Raw genomic sequence first — 22004 nt, 5'->3', positions numbered from 1 at the left:
CAACGCGGCGACCTGCTGCAACACCGCCGGCACCATGTAATCCGGCAGGCTCATGCTCAACGCCGCGCGCAACGCGGCTTCGTCAAAACGCGCTCCGCTCGTCATCGCCACAAACGACGCCAGACGCAAACGCCCGTCATGCTCCACGGCAAGCGTTTCGGCCTGAGCGACGCCTTCGAGCGCGCGCAGCGCCGCACTGACCTCGCCCGGCTCGACACGGTAGCCGCGAATTTTCACCTGGTCGTCGAGCCGGCCCAGAAAATCCAGTCGACGATCGGCGCGCAGTCTGACGCGGTCGCCGGTTCGATAGAGTCGCTCGCCTGGCACGAAAGGATTCGGTACAAAACGCTCGGCGGTTGCGGCAGGACGACCCAGATAGCCGCGTGCCAAACCCGGGCCGCCAAGATACAACTCTCCGATTGCGCCTGGCGGCACGCTCGCGCCGCTGTTGTCGAGCACACATGCGTAGGCGTTCGGCAACGGCAGACCGAGCGGCACGGCGTGTGCCGCTTGCGTGCTCGGCGCACGCAATGCCGCTTGCTCCGGCGCGGACGTATCGCATGTCAATGCGCCTACGGTTGCTTCAGTCGGGCCATAGTGATTGATAACGCGGCAGGCGGGCTTGAGCGCAGCGATCCGCTCAACCAGCAACCACGGCAGCGTTTCGCCACCCGTCACCAGCGCGTGTGCGGGCAGCACGTCGGCGGGATGCTGCGCGTCGAGCAACGCGTGCAAGTGGCTCGGCACGATCTTGAGAATGCCGACGTTGCGCCTGTGCATTTCGTGGGCGAAGCGATCGGGATCGAACGCGCATTGCGCGGGCAACAGGTGCAGCGTGCGGCCCGAGCACAGCGCGCCGAATAGCGTCGTATGGCCGAGGTCGGCCGCGACGGTGGAGACCATCGCCATCGAAGCGTTCGCGGCGAACGCGAGTTCGTCCAGCATGCCTTCGACATAATCAGCCAGCGCACCGTGCGAAATCACGACGCCCTTGGGCGTGCCGGTCGAGCCTGAGGTGAAGATCAGGTAGGCGGCTTGATCGGCCAACGGTGGCATGTGCGATGCGATCGAGTCATCCACGCTCGCCGGCGATGCAGCTTGCGTGAGCGCATCGAAGTCGAGCGCGGCCGCGCCGCCTAACGGGGTGACCGCTTGACCGGCTGTCAAAATCCAGCGCGCGCCACAGGTATCGACAGACGTAGTCAAGCGCTCATTCGGCGCCGCGGGATCGAGCGGCACAACGTACGCACCGGACTTCATCACGCCGATCAGCGCGACCACAAAGCGCACCGAGCGCTCGATACACACCGCCACCGCCTGTTCAGCGCCAACCTCACGCTGCCGCAAAGCAAATGCGATTCGGTCGGACACCGCGTCGAGTTCGGCATACGTGAGTTGCTGATCGACGTCCGCGAGTGCCACACCATGCGGCGTTTCACGCACATAGCGCGCGAACAGCGCGAGCACGTTGCCAGCCGCCGGTTGAAATTCGCGTCCGCGTCGCGCGGATCGATATTCGGCGCTATCCGCACAATCCAGTTCAGCAATCGCGCACTGAGGATCGCGCACGGCATCCGCGACGAGCGCGGCGTAGCTATGGAGCCACGCGCGAGCGGTCGCCTCGTCGATACCGTCGAGCGCGTACGCGGCGACCAGTTCGATGCCGCGCGGGTCGTCGGTGAAATCGAGCGCGTAATCGAAGCGGGCGGCGAGATCGAGACCCGGTGACATGCGCACCGAGGCGCCCGGCAATTCAGCCGTCAACTCCAGATCGAACTGCTGCGCGAACTTGACCTTCAGCCACGCATCGCCGCGCCGCACCGGCGGCTTGACGGCGTCGAGCACCTGATCGAAGGGCACATCCTGATGCGCGAACGCATTGAACGTGGAAAGGCGCACGCCGTCGAGCAACGCGGCGAACGATTGGTCCGGCGCGACGCGCGTTCGTAGCGCAAGCGTGTTGAGGAAGAGACCCACCAGCGGCACGGTCTCCGCCCGCTGCCGATGCGCGATCGGCGCGGCCACGACGACATCGGTCGTGCCGGTCAAACGATAGAGCCACGCGTCGAAAGCGGCGAGCAGCACCGTGAACGGGGTCGCCCGCGCGCGTCGCGCCGTCTCGCGCACGGCTTCGGAAAGCGCTTCGGGTAAGCGCAGCGCGAGACGGCCGCCACGATAGTCGTGTTCCGGTGAGCGCGGCCGGTCGAGCGGCAACGCGAGTGGTTCGGGTGCATCGCGCAGTGCATCGCGCCAGTACGCCAGTTGCCGTGCGCCTTCGCCCGCGGCAAGCCAGTCGCGTTGCCATTGCGCGTAGTCGGCGTACTGCACCGTCAGTGCGGGCAACTGCGGCTCGCTTCCCATCGCGAAGGCGGTGTAGGATGTTCGCAGTTCGTCGAAGGCACAGCGTGAGCTCCAGCCGTCGCTGATCGAATGATGCGTGGTCAACAGGAAACGCTGCGTGTTGTCGGTTAGCGTGACAAGCGCGGCGCGCACCAATGGCCCTTTCGATAGATCGAAGGCCGCGCCAACGTGCTGTTCCGCGAACGCCGCCAATCGCGCAACGCGTTCGACCTCACTCTCGGCGCGCAAATCAATGTACGCAATCGGCACCGGCAAGCGTGCGTGAATGCGTTGCACGACGACTCCATCATCGGACTCGACCAGCGTGGTTCGCCATGCCTGATGACGTGCGATGACACAGTCGAGCGCGCGTTGCAGCGTGCCAAACTCGAGTGCACCCCGCACATTCCATTGCACGGCGACGTGGTACGCCGCGCCTGCGTCCTGCGTTTGCGCGAGCACCCAGAAGCGCTGTTGCGCGAACGAGGCGGGACGGTCGACGAACGGCGCGTCGGCGGTATGCACTACGTTGATCGAATGCGAACCTGCCGCTGTTTCGGGCTCGCTCTCGTCGATCAGTCGCGCCAGCGCTTCGAGCGGTTGATCGGCAAACAGCGCATCGAGCCGCAGATTCACCCGCCACTCGATACGAATCGCCGCTTGCAATTGCATCGCCGTGAGCGAATCGCCGCCGCAAGCGAAGAATCGATCCGTGCAGCCAATCGGCGCGGCGCCGTTCAACAGCGTTTGCCAAAGCACCGCCAGGCGCGTTTCCGTGGCGGTGCGAGGCGCGACATGATGCGCATCGGCCACAACCGGCATCGCAGCAACGAAGTCGCGCAAGGCGGCGCGATCGAGCTTGCCATTCAGCGTATAAGGCAAACGCTCGAAGCGCGCGATGCGCTGCGGCATCCACGCCTGAGGCAAATGCGCGGCGAGATGCGCTTGCAGCGCGGCATCGTCGAGTGCGTCGCGCAGCACCACGCAGGCGATCAATTGCGTCCGGCCGCCTGCGGCTTCGGCCAGCACGCCCGCATCGGCCACCGCCGGATGCGTCAGCAGACAGGCCGCGATTTCGCCGGGCTCGACGCGCACGCCGCGCACCTGAACCTGATCGTCGATGCGGCCGAGATAATCGAACGAGCCGTCGTCACGTTCGCGTGCGAGGTCGCCGGTGCGGTAAATCCGTTCGCCCGGTGCGCCGTGCGGGTCAGGCAAAAAACGTTCCGCCGTCAGCGCCGCACGGCCGTGATAGCCGCGTGCGAGGCACACGCCGCCGAGCAACAATTCGCCGGCCTCGCCCCGTTGCGCCGCGCCATCGACACGCGCCACGCGCCGCCCGATCGGCCAGCCGATCGGCAGCGATGCAAAACCATTGCCGTCTTCTAGCGCCGGCGTCACACCCGGATCGACGGGCCACAGCATCGGCGAGATCACCGCCTCCGTCGGTCCATACCCATTGACGAGACGCACCGACGGAAATACGCGGCGAATCTCGTCGAAACTGTCTTGCGACATCGCTTCGCCGCCGAACAGCAGCGTGCGCAGCGAAGGCGGCACGCCTAGACGCTCGCAAACGTTCGCGAACTCGCGCACATAAGCGGGCGGCAGCGTCGTATTCGTGATGTTTTCGCGCAGCATGAACGCATGCGTGGTTTCCGGCCCGAACGGCGGCGGATCGCTGATCACCACGCTGCCGCCGACGGCAAGCGGTACTAGCCACGCTTCGATGGAGACGTCGAAATTGACCGAAGCAAAATGCAGCACACGGTCGGCGGCGCTGATCGGCAACGAGCCGGCGAGCGCTTCGCCGTGCGCGGCGAGCGGACCGTGCTCGACAGCCACCGCCTTCGGCGTGCCTGTCGAGCCGGACGTGTAAATCATGTAGGCCGCCGCGCGCGGATGCACCGGCGTGTCTTCGTCGTCGAAATATGGCGCCGCCGCATCTGCCGTGTCTGCCGTAGCAACGCTTGCCACGTCGAAACATTGAACGAAACGCGCGCGCATTGCCGCATCAGCAGAACCGTCGACGATGCCGTGCATGAGCCCAGCATCCCGCGCGACCCAATCGAGGCGCGCCGGCGGATGACGCGGATCGAGCGCGACGAACACGCCGCCCGCCTTCAATACAGCCAGCAACGCCACGAACAGATCGCAGCAACGCGCAACGCACACGCCGACGCGCACTTCAGTCGTCACGCCCGCGGCGCGCAGTCGCGCGGCAAGACGCGCCGCGCGACTATCCAGTTCCCCGCGCGTCAAGCGCACAGTGTACGGCGTGAATGACGCCAGTGCGGGCGCAGCGGGATCGATGCGCGCCATGGCGCGGATCTGGTGGTGCAACGCAATCGGGAAGCTCGTCATGGGCATGAAATCCGTTAAAACCGGCCGCTTCGGCCAAGTCGCCGGCCGCAATGGGCCGCTTCATTGGTGTGACGATCCGCAATCGCAAATTTTTACCGCGCATGGCGTTTTATTTGGACTGCATCATTTCGTCGTGGCAGATCGCTGCGCACGGTAAATGTTTGCTTCGCCCATTCGTCTATCAGGCGAGGGGCGAGTCTTCGCGCCCCGCTGAATGGCCGCATGCACGCATGCGCTGCGATTTACCGATCCATTGCGACCCACTGCGACACCTTGCCGATGACCGCTGCCAACGAGCGCCACGACGCGCCACCCTCGTCTTCTTCCTCTCCCTCCCGCTCCACGGCCAAGCCCGCCATGCGCCTGATCGTGGCGCTGCTCAAGCGCTCTCGCGGCTCGTTCGCGATCGCGTTGAGCGCCTGCGTGCTGAACGGCATCGCCAGTGTGCTGCTAGTCGCGACCTTGAGCCGCGCGCTGTCGCAAGCGGGCGCCGCCGATATGTCGCTCGCCATGCGTTTCGCGTTGTGCGCGGTGGTCGCGCTCGTTACGCGTGTCATCACCGGCGTGCTGTTCGCGCGGCTTTCGCAAGACACCATGGCGCAGTTGCGCGAACACGTCGCGCGGCGTGTGGCCGAAGCCGAGTTGCGCGATGTCGAGCGGATCGGCGCGGCGCCCGTTCAATCCGTGCTGACCGACGACGCCACCAACGTCTCGATGCTGTTCTTCGCGTTGCCCAATCTCGTGATGCACGGCTCGATCGTGTTCGGTTGCCTGGGTTATCTCGCGTGGCTATCGTGGCCGGTCTGCCTGCTCGCGCTCGCCGCGATCCTGGTCGGCTCGCTCGGCTATCACGCCGGCGATAAGCGCGCGATCGCCTCGCTCGAAGCCGCGGGCCGCTCTCAGGACAAGCTGTTCGGCTACCTCGGCGCGCTCTTCACCGGCGCGAAGGAACTGAAGCTGCACCAGGCGCGTTCGCGTCAATTCGTGGACGGCCAGCTCGGCTCCGCGATCGACGAAGTACGCGATCATCGGCGCCGGGCGTTCAGCGCCTATGCGGTCGGGGTCGGCTGGATCGTGTTCCTGTTCTACGTGTTTCTCGGCGTCGCGGCGTTCTGGCCGGCGCTCGGCGTGCATGCCGACGCGCCGTCCGCCTCGGGCTACGTGGTCGTGTTCCTGTTCATGCTGCTGCCGCTGGACGGCCTGCTCAACAATGTGCCGACGCTGAACGCCGCGCGCGTCTCGCTCGATCGCATCGAGAAAGTGATGGGTGAATTCGGCGCGCTGCGCATCTCGCCGCCGCCCGACGAAAACGCTTCGCATGCGCCGTATCGCACGCTTACGCTCAGCAATGTCACACACTCGTACTTCCACGAGCGCGATGAGCGGATGTTCCGCGTCGGGCCGGTCAATCTGACCTTCAGGCCGGGCGAACTGGTATTTATCGTCGGCGGCAACGGCAGTGGCAAGACCACGCTCGCAAAAGTGCTGACCGGCCTCTACGAACCCGAAGACGGCACGATAGAACTGGACGGCAAGCCAGTCGGCTTTGCGGAACGCGCCGCATATCGCCAGCGTTTCACCGCCGTGTTCAACGATTTTCATCTTTTCGACGCGCTGCTCGGCATCGTCGATCCGAACGACGCCTCGCGCGCGCAGGAGGATGCCCGAGCCAACGCGCTGGTCGCGAAGCTCGCGCTCGATCACAAGGTGCAGGTCGTGAACGGCGCATTCTCCACACGAGCGCTTTCCACGGGACAGCGCAAACGCCTCGCACTGGTGGTCGCGTATCTGGAAGACCGGCCGTTTTATCTGTTCGACGAATGGGCGGCGGATCAGGATCCGCAATTCAAAGCGGTGTTCTATGAGCAACTGCTGCCGGAGTTGCGTTCACGCGGCAAGACAGTGCTGGTGATCAGTCACGACGACCGTTACTTCCATCTCGCGGACCGGGTGTTGAAGCTGGAAAACGGCAGTATCGTCAGCGAGACGCATGGTTCGGCACAGGCGGTGCTGAGCCCGGCTGTGGGCAACGGTACGATGGGATGATGAGGTGAGAGATCTGTAAGCAGAGCGCTGTTTTTTCTGCGCTCTGCTTGTTGGAGCGTGGGTCGCTTACTTCTTTACTGCGGGCTTCGGCAAGGACAACAGCACGTCCGTCATCGTATCGGCGAGCCGCAATGCCGACATCGGCCCACCAAATCCCCAGATATTGCGCTCGACAAGCCCAACGCGCCCCGAACTTCGAGCCGGCACGAAACGCCAGATCGGCGAATCGAGTTTGGTGGCGAGCGGGACATCTTTTCCAGTCGCGCTGACGAACAGCACGGTCAGCGCCGGCTTCTTCAATAGATCTTCCGAACTCACGTATGCGGTGCCTTCGCGTGTCGCTTCGGCGGGCCACGGATCGAGTCCGAGCGCCTGCGCGACACCCGCCGCCGTGCTGTTGCCCGTGAACGCCCAATAGCGGTCCGGCAAGCCCAATTCCTGCAACCAGGCCACCTGTTCGCCACGGCGGCCGGCTTCGGCGAGGCGTTGAGCGTCGCGGGCGAACCCGGCATCGACCTTCGCCTCGACGGCACGCGCCGCCTCTTCGCGTCCAGTCAGGCAACCGATGGTGCGCAGAATCTTGCGGCTCCAATCGAGTTGCGTGACGTGGGCGCCGTCTTCGGTGAAGTTCGGGCCGTATCTGAACAGTACGGTCGGCGCGATGCGTTCAAGGGCCGCGAAGATCGGCGCATGGCGCAAACCGACGCCGAGGATCAGATCAGGTTTTACTGCCGCGATCGCTTCGAGGCTCGGCTCCTGCCGTGTGCCAATGTCGGGCACCGATGCGAGACGTGCATTGTCGTAGCCGATCCACACCGGGTAGTACTCGGGATCGGCCATGCCGACCGGCGTGATGCCGACTGCCGCGAGGTCTTCGGCGAACATGAATTCGAGCACGACGATACGCTTTGGCTGTGCGGGCAACGTCGGACTCGCTTGCGAGATGATCGGATTGTCGGCAAGCGGTGTGCAGGTTTCCTGCGACGTTTTCGGGTTTGCCACGCGAGTTGCGAGGCCTGTTTTCGTTGCGGCCGCGGCAGTGCTAGTGCTTTGTGCGAACACATATGAGTTGGAAAACAACGTTGCCGCCACAGCGGCGGTCACGCAAAGCTGCCCGAAACGCGGGATTTTATTCGCATGACGTGGCGTGGGCGCCGATGACGCCACCCTCGTCATCGTGACGCGGTCTGCAATGCGATCTCCGCATCGCTCATTGTCAATAGCAGGGGGCAGCGTCCGCACAGTTGCGTCTCTCCGGGAATTTCATAACGTACACAGCACACGCGCCGTGCGCTGAACGGGTTCGGCAAACTGGCGGCGCGCGGCTTTGCCTGACGCACCGGCAGACGCAGCGGATTGGCCTCGCCATTGGCACCAAGCGGACCGAACAGCCATGCCATGTCGTCGCTCAAATCGAATTGCGGCGCGCACTGTTCGAACAGGTAGTCCAGCAGATTGCCTGCGTTGCTCCACAAAACGCGCGGCGCGATTCGAGTCAGCGCACACAGTGTCTCGATCACCGCATTCAAGTGCTCGACGAGCGGCGCATATCGGCGAGCAGGTTCACATTCGACGGGCTGCAGTGCATCGCGTGCGAAATACGCGGCGATGGGAAGGCCGTCGCGTAGCACGACATGCGTTTTATCCGGCGACATGACGAGCGGCCTGCGCAGCAACGCCGCCGCGACGAATCCGGCGGTCGCAGTGAAACCGAAGTAGTACTTGGTCCATTGCGACAGCAACGCGCGTGCATGCGTTTCGCGCTCGCCGCCGTATAGCTTGACCATCGCATCGAGCAATTCCGTGCGATGGTTGGCCAGTTCACTAACAGGGATCACAGTCAGCCTTGCGGTTGGGCCAACGGCGAGTGCGGGTTCATCGACCACGTTCGGCGTACCGAGCCACACATGCTCGAGATAATGCGCGATCGACTCCGGCGCGAAGCCCGCAAAGCAGCGCGCTCGCTCGTCAGGCACAGGTTGCCGCATCACCGTTTGCCCCGCTTCTCGCGACGCGCCTCCACGATCAATAGCGCAAGCAGATAAGGCGCACCGATCAATGCGGTCAGCACACCCGCGGGAATTTCGCGCGGTGCCAGCAGCGTGCGCGCGGCGATATCGGCCACGACCAGCACCAGTGCGCCGCACGCCGCAGCCAGCCATAAGCGCGTGCGATGAGCACGCGCGCCGAGCATCGACGCCAGATGCGGCGCCATCAATCCGATGAAACCAACCGGCCCCACCGCGGCCACCGCCGCGCACGCTGCGAGCGTCGCCACGGTCAGCACCAGCGGGCGCAGCACGCCAATCGGCAAACCGAGCGAGGCGGCCTGATCGTCGCCTAGGGCAAGCAGATCGAGCGGACGCGCGAGCAGCGCGAACACCGGCACGGACAGCACGCACCACGGCAGCAGCGTGGTCACTTCGCCCCAACTGCGCCCGTACGTGCCACCGACCAGCCACACCACGAAGCGCGCGGGCTGCACGCTTTGCTGGGTGATGAGCCATTGCGACAGCGTCGTCCACAGCGTGCCGATCACGATGCCCGTGAGCGCAACCGCGAGCGGCGCATAGCGATGCCGGCGATTCAGCACGAGCGTCAAGGCCAACGTGATGCCGCCGCCCGCAAGCGACGCGACGGCCAGCGTCGAATGTGCCGCGAGCGGCCACATGACGAGCGCCGCGAGCGTTGCGAGTCCCGCGCCTTGCGTCACACCCAGCACTTCCGGACCGGCTAGCGGATTGCGCACGATGCTTTGCATCAGTACGCCGCTCGCGGCGAGCAGCGCCCCCGCCAGCAATGCGCAGATAAGGCGCGGCAGACGCAGATCGAGCAGCATTCTCGCCAGCTCGTCGCGGTGATTGAAGGCGGAGAGCCAACGTTGCACACCGATCGTCGTTGGACCGAACGAAGCGCCCGCACACACGATCGCGATAGCGAGCAGCGCCAATATGCTTGCCGTGAGCGGCCAGGGCCACGCATCGACCATGCGCACGAGGCGCGTGCCAGTTCGTGCGACGGCGCGGTCATGACCGGCATGCAACGCGCCCGACCACGCCGCACCGCTCCGGATCATCGCCAGCATCAAAGGCGTGCCGACGAAGGCAATCGCGACGCCGGTCGAGAGGGTCGCGTCGAGATCGAGCGCCTGCACGGCGCTATCGGTAACGAGCACCAGCGCGCCGCCGACCAACGCGGACAAGGGTACGAGCGCGGCCAGCCTCGAAGACTTCGCGCCGCGTATCTGCCGCAGCAGATTGGGTGCGATCAGGCCGACATACGAGAGCGGTCCGGCGACACTGACCGCGACGCTCGCGAAACCCACCGCCACCACCATCGCCGCGAGCCGCGTGGCATCCACGCGAACGCCGGCCGCCGCGGCGGCATCGTCGCCGAGGGCGAGCGGATCGAGCGGGCGAAGCACGAACGGCAACGCGATCAGCGGCAACACGAGCCAGGTTGCCGCGATCTTCAACCCGGCCGCGCCAGGTTGATACAGACTGCCGCTCGCCCACAACGACACGCCGACGATGCTCTGCTCGAAGAACGCAAGAATCAGCGTGGTCAGCGCGGAGAACAGCAGCATGCAGACGCTGCCGGCAAGAACGAGCCGCAACGGCGTCGCGCGCCAGCCGCCCGCGGCCGCGGCCACGCACGCCGCCGCGCCGAGACCGCACGCGAACAGCAGCGGCACGGATGCCGCGCCGGCCAGCGACGGCACCAGCATCGCGGCGAGCAAGCCGAGCTGCGCGCCGCCGGTAATGCCGAGAAGATCCGGCGAAGCCAGCGGATTGCGCGTCAGCGACTGGAACAACGTGCCCGCCACTGCAAGGCAGCCGCCTGCCACCAGCGCCGCGAGAATGCGCGGCACACTCAGGTCGAATAGCAGAATGCCGGCGAGCTGCGCGGCGTCGCTGCCTACCGGCGCGGCGAGCCAAGCGCGATAACCGGGCGTAATACGCATCACAGACACGACGACGATCAACGCGACTAGCGCGGCGGGGATCGTGGTGACGCGGCTTCTGACGGGCGCACGGTAGCTGTTGAGCGCGGGCGCATTGCGGCGCATGCGTTTGCGCGCTGCCAGCGTCGTCATGCGGCGAGGTCCTTGCTCGTGGCTTCCTCACGAAGCGAGGCGCAGGCACTAGCGATATCCAATGCATCGCCTTCATACGCCGGCACGCACATCGGCGCACCCGTTTGCGGATGCGCGATCTTGAGCATCGGCACACTGAAGGTTTCGTTCAGGTGGCGCGGGTCGAGCATTGCATCGGGCGACCCTTGCGCAACGATGCGGCCGGCGCGCATCAGCACGATTTCGTCGCTATAGGCTGCGGCCTGGTTGAGATCGTGGAGCACCCACACGATCGTGAGGCCGCGCGTTCGATTCAATCGACGCAATTCGCGCAGAATGTCCAGTTGATGATGGATGTCGAGATACGTAGTCGGCTCGTCGAGCAGCACGATCGGCGCCTGCTGTGCCAACGCCATCGCGATCCACGCGCGTTGCCTTTCGCCGCCCGAGAGCGCGGCGACGTCGCGCGCGGCGTCGGCCGCGAGTCCGCTGGTCGCGAGCGCTTCGTCGATCGCCGCGTGGTCGGCGCGCGACAGTCCGCGCAGCCAGCCGCCATGCGCGTAACGGCCGTACGCGACCAACTCGCGTACGGTGAGGCCCGAAGGAATCTGGTTGAACTGCGCGAGCATGGTGAGCGTGCGGGCGAGTACACGGCGCCCGTGCGAAGCGAGCGGCACACCGTTGACATCGACACTGCCGGACAGCGCCGGTTGCAAACCGGCGAGCGTGCGCAATAGCGTGCTTTTGCCGCAGCCGTTCGGTCCGCACAATGCCGTGACGCGGCCGGCCGCGATGTTCAGGGTCAGACCGTGGAGCACGACGTGATCGCGATAGCCGACCGTCAGCGAATGCGCCGCGAGCGCCACGCCCTGCGATTCCGTCATTGCGCAGCCATCCGTTTTTCGCCTTCGGCTTCGCTATAGCTTCGTGACATCGCCACCACGACTTTGCGTGGCCCTTCGAACGGATCGCGAGCATGCGCGGTGAGCATGTTGTCGAGCATCAGCACGTCGCCGGTCAGCCACGGAAACACGATACGTTGCTGATCGAGCACGCCGCGGATCTCCGCGAGTGCGTCCGCTTCGAGCGGTTCACCGTCGCCGTAATAGACGTTGCGCGGCACGTTTTCCAGGCCGACTGAGTCGATCAACGCCTCCTGCATGTCTTCATCGAGCGACGAAAGGTGGAACAGGTTCGCCTGATTGAACCAGACGTGCTCGCTCGTGCGTGGATGACGCGCTACCGCCTGGCAACGCTCGCGCGTGCGCAGCAGCAGTTCGCCGTCTTCGCTATCGCGCCATTCGCACTCGATGCCACGCGCGCGGCAAATCTGCTCGACCGTGCGCGGGTCGTCCGAACCGAACGCCTGCTCCCAGGGCAGATCGAGCCCTTGCCCGAAATTGCGCACATAGAGCAGTTCACGCTTCGTAAAGCGCTCGACTAGCGACGGATCGAGCGCACGGTAGATCGCACGGCTATCGGCGATCGGCGTCGCGCCGCCTGAGCGTGCAGCCAGCGCGCAGTGAAACCAGATACGCAACGGCCATTCGCGCGTGTAAGACTGTTCGTTATGCAAAGGAATCGAGCGATGCGGCGGATATTCCGTCGACGTGTAAACCGCGCCCTCCACCTGGCTGCGCGGCGTCGAGGCGAATTCATAGCCGATCAGCGGATGCCCGAACGATCCCGCGAAACGTTGAAACGCGTCGATCGAGCCCACGTGGAAACCGGTGAACAGAACACCGCCCGCGCGCTCAAGCGTGTCGTCGACTATCGCGCGCAGCAGCGGCGCCGCTTCCTCCAATGAAATTGCGGCGCCCGCGCGCGGCGAGACGATAGTCGGCAGACCGGGCTCGATCGATAGATCGGCGAGCGTGGGCAGCGGCATGGAAAGCATGGTCATACTCTGAATCCTTTTGCTGGAGCGGCGTGGCCGGGAGCATGCCCGAGGCCGCCGGATTTCACTGCGCGCGCTTTACGCCGTTCCGTCCATGTGGCGGCGCAAGCTGGCAGGACGCATGTCAGTCCATACCGTCTCGATGTGCGCGAGGCATTCGGCTTTCGGACCACTCACGCCCACTTCGCGCCAGCCGGCCGGCACGTCGCGGAATGTCGGCCAGATCGAGTACTGCTCTTCGTCGTTGATGACGACCGTGTAGGCGAGGTCGTCCGCCTCGCCTGCTGCCGTGCTGGAGGTCTGCTGTGCTTGCGTCATGATGAAAGGCTCAGTCGATGAAAGGTCAGAAGGCGCCCGGACAGTGCGCTCGCATGTCCCGGCACAGCGGTGTCCGCGTGTTGCGCGCGCACCGCTTCTATTCAGTTGACGTTTGGAGTGCGCGCTTTTTTACCGCCGACGCGCGCGGCCACTGCAAAACGCGGGACCCGCCTCGCCGCGATTGCAGGCGTCGAGGCAATCAGCGCAATGCTTCTCCGCGTCGCGCACCATGAAATGCACCAGCGTCTGCGAGACGTCGAGTGCGCGCGCCGTGCTTTGCAGCGTTTCTTCGCGCAGACGCACCATTTCGAATGCGGCGCGACTGCGCGGCGGCAGTTGCTCGAGCGCGTTGTAGACGTGCCGCAGCGTGTCCCTTACGAGCAGCGCGGCTTCCGGCGAGGGTTCCGGTGATGGCACGTGCAGGCCGTCGTCTTCGTCGGCGTGATAGGTGTTTTCGAGGCTCTGGCGGCGAAAGGCGTCGATCGACGCGTTGCGCACCATGCGCGTGACGTAGGCGACCGGTTGCCGCACCGCGTCCTGATCCGGAAAGTCGACCAGCTTGATGAAGACGTCGTGCACCACGTCTTCCGCGAGACTCGCGCAACCCACGAAACCGCGCGCCAGATTGACGAGCATCGGTCGGTGCTCGATTAGCACGTCGAGCAGCGTGCCCTTCTCCCAATTCACCGGGCGCGGGTGGGCGCGAGTGCGGCGCGAGACCGTGGGACAGGCGCCTGCGGCGCTGAGAACCGCTATCGGCATCGCTGTTGAAGGCTCTCGCCGGACAAGCACCTCAGCCATAGATTCGCTCCGTTTTGTCAAAGGACAGGGCGCCAATCTAACGTAAACGCGAATCATTCTCAATCAAGATTGGGAATGACCTTACAGTTTTCGATAGTTTTGTATGTTGATTCGGGGGGCGTAGCGGTGGGTGGGCGACGGTCGTTGCTTCTGGCCAGCGGCAGCTTTGATTGTTTTAGGTATCCGTATGATTTTTTTCAGGTGTATCGAAGGGAATTTCGAACGTGGTGAGCGTTGGCTGCGTGATCGATTGACGGCAGGTTTGCACTGTCACGTTGGGCTACGGCGTTACGTAGCACGCAAGCGGAACATGGTTTTGCCGAGTTGAATTAATGGCCATTTTTTCAGTTTATATTTTATTAATTACACGATAGTTCGATATATATTCTTTCAAATAACAATATTGCAGCATAACAGACTTTGGCGTACATCTTGCTTGAATGTCCCTATCAACAGTCGTTCTACGGGGACATCATGAAGAAACTTGCCGGTCGGACAGCCATCGCTGTTGCGACATCCACATTACTCGCGCTCTACGGTTGCGGATCGACGCTTCATACCCCAAGTATCGGTGGGGGCGGACTGGGGGGCACGTCGGGCACTTCCTCGGGTACTTCGGGTACGTCTGGCACTTCGGGTACGTCGGGTACTTCGGGTACTTCCGGTACTTCCGGTACTTCCGGTACTTCCGGTACTTCCGGTACTTCCGGTACTTCCGGTACTTCCGGTACTTCGGGCACTTCGGGTACTTCGGGTACTTCGGGCACTTCGGGCACTTCGGGCACTTCGGGCACTTCGGGCACTTCGGGCACTTCGGGCACTTCGGGCACTTCGGGCACTTCGGGTACCTCGGGTACCTCGGGTACTTCCGGTACCTCGGGTACTTCCGGTACCTCGGGTACTTCGGGTACTTCGGGGACCTCGGGTACTTCGGGTACTTCGGGCACTTCGGGCACTTCGGGCACTTCGGGCACTTCGGGCACCTCGGGTACTTCGGGTACTTCGGGCACCTCGGGTACGTCCGGCACCTCGGGTACGTCCGGCACCTCGGGTACGTCCGGCACCTCGGGTACGTCCGGCACCTCGGGTACGTCCGGCACCTCGGGCACTTCCGGCACCTCGGGCACTTCCGGCACCTCGGGTACCTCCGGCACCTCCGGTACCTCTTCCACCCCCATCGGCACTGTCGTCACCCAAGCTAGCAATCTCATCACGGCAGTCGGCACCACAGTCGCCGATACCGGCACCAAGGTCACGGGCACGTCGATTCCTGGCGTGAACGGGGCAACGACCGCCGGCGTTGGCACCGCTCTCACCGACCTCGGCAACGGCGTGAAGGTGCTGGGTAACGGCACCGCCGCCGGCCTCGGCACCCTGGGCAGCGCGGCCAATCCGCTCGGCCCAACGCTGAACTCCACCACGGGCGTCATCTCGAATGCCGGTGCTGCCGTCACCGCACTTGGCGGTGCGGTGTCGAGTCTCTCGAGCGGCCCGCTCAAACCGCTTTCTCCGGTGACTTCGACGCTCGGCAGCATCGTCGATGGCGTGGGCAGCGGTGTCGGCTCTGTCGGAGCGGGATTGAACACCACGCTCTCAAGCGCGCCGGTCCAGCAACTCGAGACGGGACTCAGTTCCGCGATTAACCCGATCACCCTAGCCGTCTCCAACACGACGCAGACCATCGGCAACGCGACGGGCCTCGGCACGCCGCTGGACAAGCTGCTTGGCACGCTCGGCAACGGACTCAATGCGGCCGGGGTAAAAGTGTCGGGAGCCACGGGTGATCAGGTCGGCAAAGATGTCGGCGGAATCGTGAGCCAATTGGGTAACACCGTCACGAGTGCGGCCGGATTGCTCACTGGCGCGACCACCAATCCGCTCGCGCCGATCACGGGTTTACTCGGGCCGCTCGGCGGACTCGGCGGCACTGGCAGTTCGGGCGGCGTCTCCATTCCGCCGTTGACTGGCCTGATCGGCAACCTCGGATCGTTGGGCGGCGCTACGGGAGGTTCCAGCGGCACAGGCGGCGCTGCCGGTCTGCTGGCACCCGTCACAGGGCTCCTCGGCAAGGTCGGCTCATTGGGTGGGACGACCGGCACGAGCAGTCCGCTCGCGCCCGTCGTCACTCTGGTCGGCTCGTTGACGAGCGGCGTGACGGGCGCACTCAATGGCGCCTCGCAAGGAAGCACGCCCGCCAATCCGCTCACGGGTCTTGTCAGCGGATTGACCGGCGGCTCAGCGAGCGGCACAGGCAGCAGCGGCTCGACCAGCAAGAACCCGCTTGCGCCGGTGACGAACCTCGTCGGCGGATTGCTCGGCGGTGTGGCGACAGCCGGCAAATAAGCATTACGCAAGCTCAGCGGCCGGGCGCAAAAAAACCAACAGCCCGGCCGCCATCAATGTCATGACTACGAGGGATGACATGAACTCCACCTTCAATACGGTCGCGCGCACGCACGACCCGCGGCCGCGCTCGGCGACGCCGTTTTCGATCGGCTTGCTCGGGATCGGCGTCGGATTGCTCACGCTCTGGTTGCTGCGCGACAGCAGTTCGATCGATGGCGCGACGCGTAGCACCGTTGCCTGCCTCGCAATCATCGCGACCATCGCAATCTACGAGCTATTCGTCGCGCGAGTCTATTTGCGCCCGAGCTCCGGTCTCGCGAGTCGCGCGGTGCGGCCGCTGAGCATCGTGCGCGTGGAATTGCGCCTCGCGGCGCTGGCCTCGGTGTACGCGGGCATCGGCGCGCTTTACTGGCTGCTGCCCGAATATCACGGCGCCTTCTATAACCCGTTCTGGTCGCTGCTCGGTACGCTAGCACCGTATGTACTCATCGCGGCGCCCTTCTACTTTGCGTGGATGGACCGGCATCAGCGCGAAACCGACGACGCGTACCTGCTATGGGCGCGCTTCTTATTTCGCGGCGTGCGGCCGGCGAACTGGCGCCCTGTCAGAGAGATGCTGGCCGGGTGGATGGTGAAGGCGTTCTTCCTTCCGCTGATGATCGTCTACCTGTCGACTAATGCGGACCATCTGAATGCGTCGTTGACGACCGCGCTGAATGCGCCGTTTTCGCTTGCGACTTTCCGGTTTATGTACGACCTGTCGTTTGCGATGGATCTGATGTTCGGCACGGTGGGTTACCTGTGTACATTGCGCATTCTTGATAGTCACGTGCGCAGCGCTGAGCCGACCACGTTGGGTTGGCTCGTTGCACTGATCTGTTATCAGCCGTTCTGGTCGCTGATTTCCAACCATTACATCCGCTACGAAGGCTCGGTCTTCTGGGATAGTTGGCTTAATTCGATGCCTGTTGTGCGGGTAGTCTGGGGTGCTGTCATCATTGCTTTGCTGCTGTGTTATGCGCTGGCGACTATTTCTTTTGGCTTGCGGTTTTCGAATCTGACTAATCGCGGGATCATCACTTCAGGGCCTTATCGGTTCACCAAGCATCCGGCTTATATCGCTAAGAATCTGTCTTACTGGATGGTGACGGTGCCGTTTGTCGAACCGATGGGGTGGAAGGTTGCGGTGACGCATTGTGCGGCGTTGCTTGCGGTGAATCTGCTTTACTTCCTGCGCGCCAAAACAGAAGAAAAACACTTGATGAATGATCCGGCGTACCGGGAGTACGCGGAGTGGATCGGGAGGAATGGGGTGTTTGCGAAACTTGCGCGGGTGTCGGGATGAGCGAGGCGGGCTGCGTGAGGACCCTGCGTCCATTGCACTTTCAATTGAAAAAAATCGACGTTCTGATTTGTTGAGTTAGCCGTTGCGGATCCATCGATTGCGTAGAGAACCCGATAGGTTCGAGGCAGAAAACGCCACCAAAAAACAGCCCAAGGATACCCAAATTCGTACGCCCTGGATACCGCGATAGTGTGCAATTGAAGCGCTCGGATCGGCGCACTAGAGATAACGCTCGCCAACTCCCTTTCGCTGTTCCCGGCCGCAGCAAACCGTTACGGCCTACGTAACGTTACGAGTCCGCAAACCAGTAAGTTTGCGATCTGCTCGCATCGCTTGCGGAAGCTCCTCGAATACCGTCAAGGCCTTGTCCGACAAGGACTCTCTCCGATCACATCAAATCCGCTCCACCTCAACGCATCAATTGGCACGCTTGCTGCTTTAGATTATCTGGCGCGCAACGGCGCAACGCAGCGGGCACACACGGTGGACAGTACATTTCCCCAATCGCCTCTCCAGGCTGGTTGGCCACAGACCTTTTTGTCCTATCGGGCGAATCCCAGATTGCGTGCAATTCCGCGCTTCTTCGCGCACGCGTGTGGTTTTGTATTTGCGAAAAGTGCGATTGCTGTAGCAAGAGAGACGAGAACTGCTCAGGCAAACACAAGTTGAGCGGACCAATAAGAACGTTTGGCGCGAGAGACCAACACGGGGAATAGAATGAACAGGGCGAATTTTGCGTGGCATATAAAAGCAGGAGGTCTGAATGGTACTAACCAGGGGCAACGTGCGCAATGCGCCGAATGACCCGCGCGCAGCGCTCGCAGGGCCTCCGTTCTTCTCCGCATGCTTTTGCGTTCGCAGCAGCATTGTCATTTGCGGCGTCGGCGCAGGCGAGTGAGCCTGCGCTGAACTCGCTGGGACAGGCCGGAGGATTGGTTATTCCCTACGCTTTCGCGCTGCCCAACGGCATGGCGGAGGCACAATATAACGATTACGTCGATCCGCGGTATGGCAAGCGGGCAACTGGTTCGCAGATCTATTGGGCGGCCTTTGGCATCTTCCCGTACGTGGAAATGTCGGGGGGATTGGCGAACTATCCGACAAACGGGGGCGCGGTATTTACCAACGGAGAGCACACGATTCTCCGGCATTTGACAGCCGAAATAAAAGTAGAAGTACCTCGCTTCTTTAAATATCAGCCGTCCATCGCTTTCGGCGCGACCGACGTCGGCGGCCGGACGCATTATTTCCGCTCAAAGTATGGTGTCGCGTCGCAAGCATTCGGGCCGGCGACATTAACCTTAGGCTACGGCCAGGGTGACAGGCTCGACGGGTTGTTCGGCGGCATCCAGCTGTCGATCTGGAAGACCGGCTTCTCGCTCCTTGCTGAAGATGACGCAAAGACACCGTATGCAGGTTTGCGCTATCAATCGCCGCGCATTAGCTGGCTAGCGGACGCAAGCCTGATCGGAACGGTGACACGATCACTGCGCTCCACGGACGGCGCGTCGCCACGCACGTCGATTGCGATTGCTGTGCAGATACCTCTCGGCAGGCGCTTCGACGCAGCGCGTTGCGGCGACGGTCTTTGCGAAAAACAGCCGACGTCCGCTAGCGATACTGTGTCGGACATTACTGACGAAGAGATCATTCGACGCGACACGCTCAGGCCTGTCAGTCTGCACATTGCCGACACAGCACCCTCCCTTGCTGCAGCGCCGATCGCCTATGTGCCGCCGTTGCAGACTTATGCGTCCGCGCTGTTAAGCGACGCATCGACCGCCCCGCCGCAGAAGCAGATCGATACGTTCTCCGACTCACTGGACACCTCGGCGCTCGACGCAATCGCAACCCAGCTTTTTGCCGCGGGCCTCGAACGGGTGCGCGTGGGTATGGCGGGGCGTGATCTGGCAATCGAATACGAAAACCATCGTTATAACCAGAACGAGGCGGACGCGCTCGGCATTGTCCTCGGCGTCGCCAGTATCAATGCGCCACGTGGAACCGATAAAATTCGTGTGGTCATCAAGAAAGCAAATGAACCGCTGGGTGAATTGGCCGTGGACCGGGAAGCGTTCGCACACTTCATCAAGGGCGCAGCACCCACTGCTGCAAGCGGATCGATGACGATGCGCACGCGTCCAACCTACGACGCCGACTCCATCGCCTGGCACGGCGACGAACGCAAACATGGACTGACGCGCATCCAGATCGAGCCCATTGCGAGCTACCTGTACGGCACGGAGTACGGCAATTTCGATCTCTCTCTAGGTGCCAATATAGAAGGCTTCGTGCCGCTATGGCGTGGCGCGGAGTTCTATGCGAGTTATATCGCGCCGCTGTACAACACGAAAAACATGGACAGCGGCCGCGTCTTCAGCGACTACCGCTTACGCGGCGGCCTATCGACGGTGGCGTTTGGCCAGAGCTTCTGGATTGCGCCGCGGGTCCTTAACGTTGCGGCCATTGGGAAATTCGATTTCGATTACATCGGCGTTCAGAACGAGACGACGCTGTTCGTCCCTGGCCGCCCTGATCTGGTTCGCCTTCGGCTCGCCTATCTGCATCACGAACCCGGGCATGACACGCTGCCAAGCGAAAAGAACGCGATGCTCACGTATCGATGGGTCCAACCAGCTTGGAACCTATGGGTTGAAGCGGGTGTAGCACGCTACGTCGGCGGCGATAAAGGCCCTTTGATTGCCGTCACTCGATGGTTCGACGACGTATCAGTCAGCGTGCATGGAGAACATAGCGGTCAGGGCAGCTTCGTTGGCGCGTCAGTCAGTTTCCCGTTGACCCTGCGTCAAGGCATGAAGCCAGGTATCACCCAAGTGTACGGCTCGGAGCAGTTTGCGCTCGATTTCCGCTCACGCGTGGGCTCGACAAATTACCTGACGCCGGACGCGGCGCAGAACATGAGCTTCCCGTACAGCACCCAGCAATATCTGTTGAATCAAGGGCGGTTTAGTGGTGAGTATTTCTCCACCCAGCTCTACAGAATGCGCGATGCCTATCTCCGCTACGCGAACCCGGATGACAAAGCGAATCGACCCGACTCCCAGAGCGACAGGGCGCGCGTGGGATTCTAAAGCTGCGCTTTTGCATGACAGATAAGAGTAGTGCGCAGGCGCAGGTGAAATGCAGGTGCCATTGCCAGTTAATCGTAAGTGATTTCCACCTTGGAGAGAAAAATGAAAGTTCTAGACACTGCAACGTCGCGTATCCTTCAGTTCGGATCTATTTTTCTGGCAGCCGTGGCACTGACCGCTTGCGGCGGCGGAGGCAACCCTGCACTAGGCTCGGTTAGCGGCACCGCTGCTATCGGCGCACCGTTGGCGAACGCGAGTATCCAGTTGGCTTGCAAGAATGGCTCAGGCAGCGCCGCTGCTAATGCAAACGGTGCGTATTCGGCAGCGTTCAATTTCGACGGTCCCTGTGCCATCACTGCGTCGAGCGGCGCGGTCACCATCCACTCCTTTGCTGCCGGTACCGGCACCTACAATGTGACACCGCTCACCCAATTGCTCTTGAGCTATCTCGCGGGTCAGCTCGGAACGACCGTCGACGGGTTGCTTGCCGGCATCACCTCAAATGCCTCGTACCAGTCCGCACTGACTAATCCAACTATCATTGCGAACGCTCAGGCCGGTGTCGCTCAACTACTGAAGACGATGTACGGCATCACGCTCTCATCTTCGTCGTTCCTCACCGTTTCATTTATACCAGGACAACCGGGCGCCGACGCCGACCTCGAGACGTTGCGGGCGGCCGGCGCGATCACCAGCGACGGCCAGCCGGCAGCGTCTCTCGCTGCAGCAGCTGTCTCGGCGGGCGCGGCTTCACCGATTGCTGGCAGTGGCAGCAACGGCGCCACGGGTGGCACGGGCGGGACTGGTACGACCACCAAGTAATGCGTCAGACGCCACACGGTGGCGTCTCTCGACTTTCAATCACACCACTGATTGCCGGCAGCCCTGCCGGCTTCGTACAGCCACTTCACAGGAAATCCAGAAGCAGGACGTTACGGCACGCCGTTACGTTACGGCGCCCCGAAACCTGTGTGATTGACCGCTGCGGACGATCGCGCGCAAGCGTGAAGCCCTTGTCAGGCTTGATTCTGCAACGAGATGGCAAACTTTACGTCCTCAATTTTCATCCTGGCATATTTACTGCTTTAACCCTATCGCTGCGCAAAAGACGCAGGCAACAGAAAACGGGGAAAGCAAATGAGTATCTCTTTCAATAGCTCAGTCTGGCTCGGGGTGGGCCAGTCTCGTGGCAACTCACGCCACGGGAACGCACCGGGCGCGGCAGCACACTTTCGGCCAATGAGCGACGGCATTTTGCGCGACCGCGCAAAGCATCGGCGCTGCTGAAAGTCGTTGTGTGGCCGATCAGCCAGCAGCTCAACCATCCCCTCCGGAATCAGTAAGACCTCGGCTTCGTCGACAGGCTGAGCTCTCGTAAAA

14 protein-coding genes are annotated in these 22004 nt (G+C 62.9%); 6 read left to right on the top strand and 8 right to left on the bottom strand.

The window, feature by feature from the left end:
* A partial coding sequence (locus P0D71_RS21940) for a non-ribosomal peptide synthetase (protein ID WP_408482057.1) occupies window positions 1-4704 on the bottom strand: 4704 nt, incomplete at its 3' end.
* On the opposite strand from P0D71_RS21940, the gene P0D71_RS21935 reads away from it, so the two are divergent.
* Both P0D71_RS21935 and P0D71_RS21930 read left to right on the top strand, forming a co-directional pair.
* Window positions 4703-4861, top strand: coding sequence for a hypothetical protein (locus P0D71_RS21935; RefSeq protein ID WP_408294147.1), 159 nt, complete (start codon window positions 4703-4705; stop codon window positions 4859-4861). The two genes, P0D71_RS21940 and P0D71_RS21935, sit on opposite strands and share 2 nt — an antisense overlap.
* A gap of 122 nt (window positions 4862-4983) precedes the next feature.
* Window positions 4984-6750: a cyclic peptide export ABC transporter gene (locus P0D71_RS21930; RefSeq protein ID WP_408482055.1), complete on the top strand. Its 1767-nt coding sequence runs from the start codon at window positions 4984-4986 to the stop codon at window positions 6748-6750.
* A 66-nt stretch (window positions 6751-6816) separates the two neighbouring features.
* Here the strand turns inward: P0D71_RS21930 and P0D71_RS21925 are convergent, their stop codons facing one another.
* From P0D71_RS21925 to P0D71_RS21895, 7 genes are all read right to left on the bottom strand, one after another.
* Window positions 6817-7854, bottom strand: coding sequence for an ABC transporter substrate-binding protein (locus P0D71_RS21925; protein ID WP_408482053.1), 1038 nt, complete (start codon window positions 7852-7854; stop codon window positions 6817-6819).
* Between the two features lie 68 nt (window positions 7855-7922).
* Window positions 7923-8738, bottom strand: coding sequence for a siderophore-iron reductase FhuF (fhuF, locus tag P0D71_RS21920; protein WP_408482060.1), 816 nt, complete (start codon window positions 8736-8738; stop codon window positions 7923-7925).
* Complete coding sequence (gene fhuB / locus P0D71_RS21915; RefSeq protein ID WP_408482052.1) at window positions 8738-10846, bottom strand: Fe(3+)-hydroxamate ABC transporter permease FhuB; 2109 nt, start codon at window positions 10844-10846, stop codon at window positions 8738-8740. The genes fhuF and fhuB overlap by 1 nt, the downstream gene beginning before the upstream one ends.
* Complete coding sequence (locus tag P0D71_RS21910; protein WP_408482050.1) at window positions 10843-11709, bottom strand: ABC transporter ATP-binding protein; 867 nt, start codon at window positions 11707-11709, stop codon at window positions 10843-10845. Before P0D71_RS21910 ends, fhuB begins: the two co-directional genes overlap by 4 nt.
* On the bottom strand, window positions 11706-12728 hold the full coding sequence (locus tag P0D71_RS21905) for a TauD/TfdA family dioxygenase (RefSeq protein WP_408482049.1): 1023 nt from the start codon (window positions 12726-12728) through the stop codon (window positions 11706-11708). The genes P0D71_RS21910 and P0D71_RS21905 overlap by 4 nt, the downstream gene beginning before the upstream one ends.
* A 72-nt stretch (window positions 12729-12800) precedes the next feature.
* Window positions 12801-13040 carry an MbtH family protein gene (locus P0D71_RS21900; RefSeq protein WP_408294164.1) on the bottom strand — a complete coding sequence of 80 codons (240 nt, stop codon included), beginning with the start codon at window positions 13038-13040 and terminating at the stop codon, window positions 12801-12803.
* A gap of 129 nt (window positions 13041-13169) precedes the next feature.
* Window positions 13170-13841 (bottom strand): RNA polymerase factor sigma-70, encoded by a 672-nt coding sequence (locus P0D71_RS21895; protein ID WP_408294167.1) that lies wholly within the window; start codon window positions 13839-13841, stop codon window positions 13170-13172.
* Window positions 13842-14315: 474 nt separating this feature from the next.
* Here P0D71_RS21895 and P0D71_RS21890 point away from each other — a divergent pair, with 474 nt between their 5' ends.
* The 4 genes from P0D71_RS21890 (at window position 14316) to P0D71_RS21875 (ending at window position 21446) form a co-directional block, all read left to right on the top strand.
* Window positions 14316-16184: a collagen-like triple helix repeat-containing protein gene (locus P0D71_RS21890; protein ID WP_408482047.1), complete on the top strand. Its 1869-nt coding sequence runs from the start codon at window positions 14316-14318 to the stop codon at window positions 16182-16184.
* A gap of 79 nt (window positions 16185-16263) precedes the next feature.
* On the top strand, window positions 16264-17532 hold the full coding sequence (locus tag P0D71_RS21885) for an isoprenylcysteine carboxylmethyltransferase family protein (RefSeq protein WP_408482045.1): 1269 nt from the start codon (window positions 16264-16266) through the stop codon (window positions 17530-17532).
* An 800-nt stretch (window positions 17533-18332) separates the two neighbouring features.
* Window positions 18333-20624, top strand: coding sequence for a YjbH domain-containing protein (locus P0D71_RS21880; protein ID WP_408482043.1), 2292 nt, complete (start codon window positions 18333-18335; stop codon window positions 20622-20624).
* Window positions 20625-20726: 102 nt separating this feature from the next.
* Window positions 20727-21446, top strand: coding sequence for a carboxypeptidase regulatory-like domain-containing protein (locus P0D71_RS21875; RefSeq protein ID WP_408294178.1), 720 nt, complete (start codon window positions 20727-20729; stop codon window positions 21444-21446).
* The last annotated feature ends 558 nt before the right edge of the window (window positions 21447-22004 follow it).

It is taken from the genome of Paraburkholderia sp. RL17-383-BIF-A (assembly GCF_046028015.1).
GTDB lineage: Bacteria > Pseudomonadota > Gammaproteobacteria > Burkholderiales > Burkholderiaceae > Paraburkholderia.
This window is presented reverse-complemented; position numbering and strand designations above follow the sequence as displayed.

Bases quoted from the DNA above. Each gene is read 5' to 3' on its own strand.
- P0D71_RS21935 (WP_408294147.1), top strand. From the start codon at position 4,703: ATGGGCATGAAATCCGTTAAAACCGGCCGCTTCGGCCAAGTCGCCGGC.
- P0D71_RS21885 (WP_408482045.1), top strand. From the start codon at position 16,264: ATGAACTCCACCTTCAATACGGTCGCGCGCACGCACGACCCGCGGCCG.
- P0D71_RS21880 (WP_408482043.1), top strand. From the start codon at position 18,333: ATGACCCGCGCGCAGCGCTCGCAGGGCCTCCGTTCTTCTCCGCATGCT.
- P0D71_RS21930 (WP_408482055.1), top strand. From the start codon at position 4,984: ATGACCGCTGCCAACGAGCGCCACGACGCGCCACCCTCGTCTTCTTCC.
- P0D71_RS21905 (WP_408482049.1), bottom strand. From the start codon at position 12,728: ATGACCATGCTTTCCATGCCGCTGCCCACGCTCGCCGATCTATCGATC.
- P0D71_RS21875 (WP_408294178.1), top strand. From the start codon at position 20,727: ATGAAAGTTCTAGACACTGCAACGTCGCGTATCCTTCAGTTCGGATCT.
- fhuB (WP_408482052.1), bottom strand. From the start codon at position 10,846: ATGACGACGCTGGCAGCGCGCAAACGCATGCGCCGCAATGCGCCCGCG.
- P0D71_RS21890 (WP_408482047.1), top strand. From the start codon at position 14,316: ATGAAGAAACTTGCCGGTCGGACAGCCATCGCTGTTGCGACATCCACA.
- P0D71_RS21900 (WP_408294164.1), bottom strand. From the start codon at position 13,040: ATGACGCAAGCACAGCAGACCTCCAGCACGGCAGCAGGCGAGGCGGAC.
- P0D71_RS21895 (WP_408294167.1), bottom strand. From the start codon at position 13,841: ATGGCTGAGGTGCTTGTCCGGCGAGAGCCTTCAACAGCGATGCCGATA.
- P0D71_RS21910 (WP_408482050.1), bottom strand. From the start codon at position 11,709: ATGACGGAATCGCAGGGCGTGGCGCTCGCGGCGCATTCGCTGACGGTC.
- fhuF (WP_408482060.1), bottom strand. From the start codon at position 8,738: ATGCGGCAACCTGTGCCTGACGAGCGAGCGCGCTGCTTTGCGGGCTTC.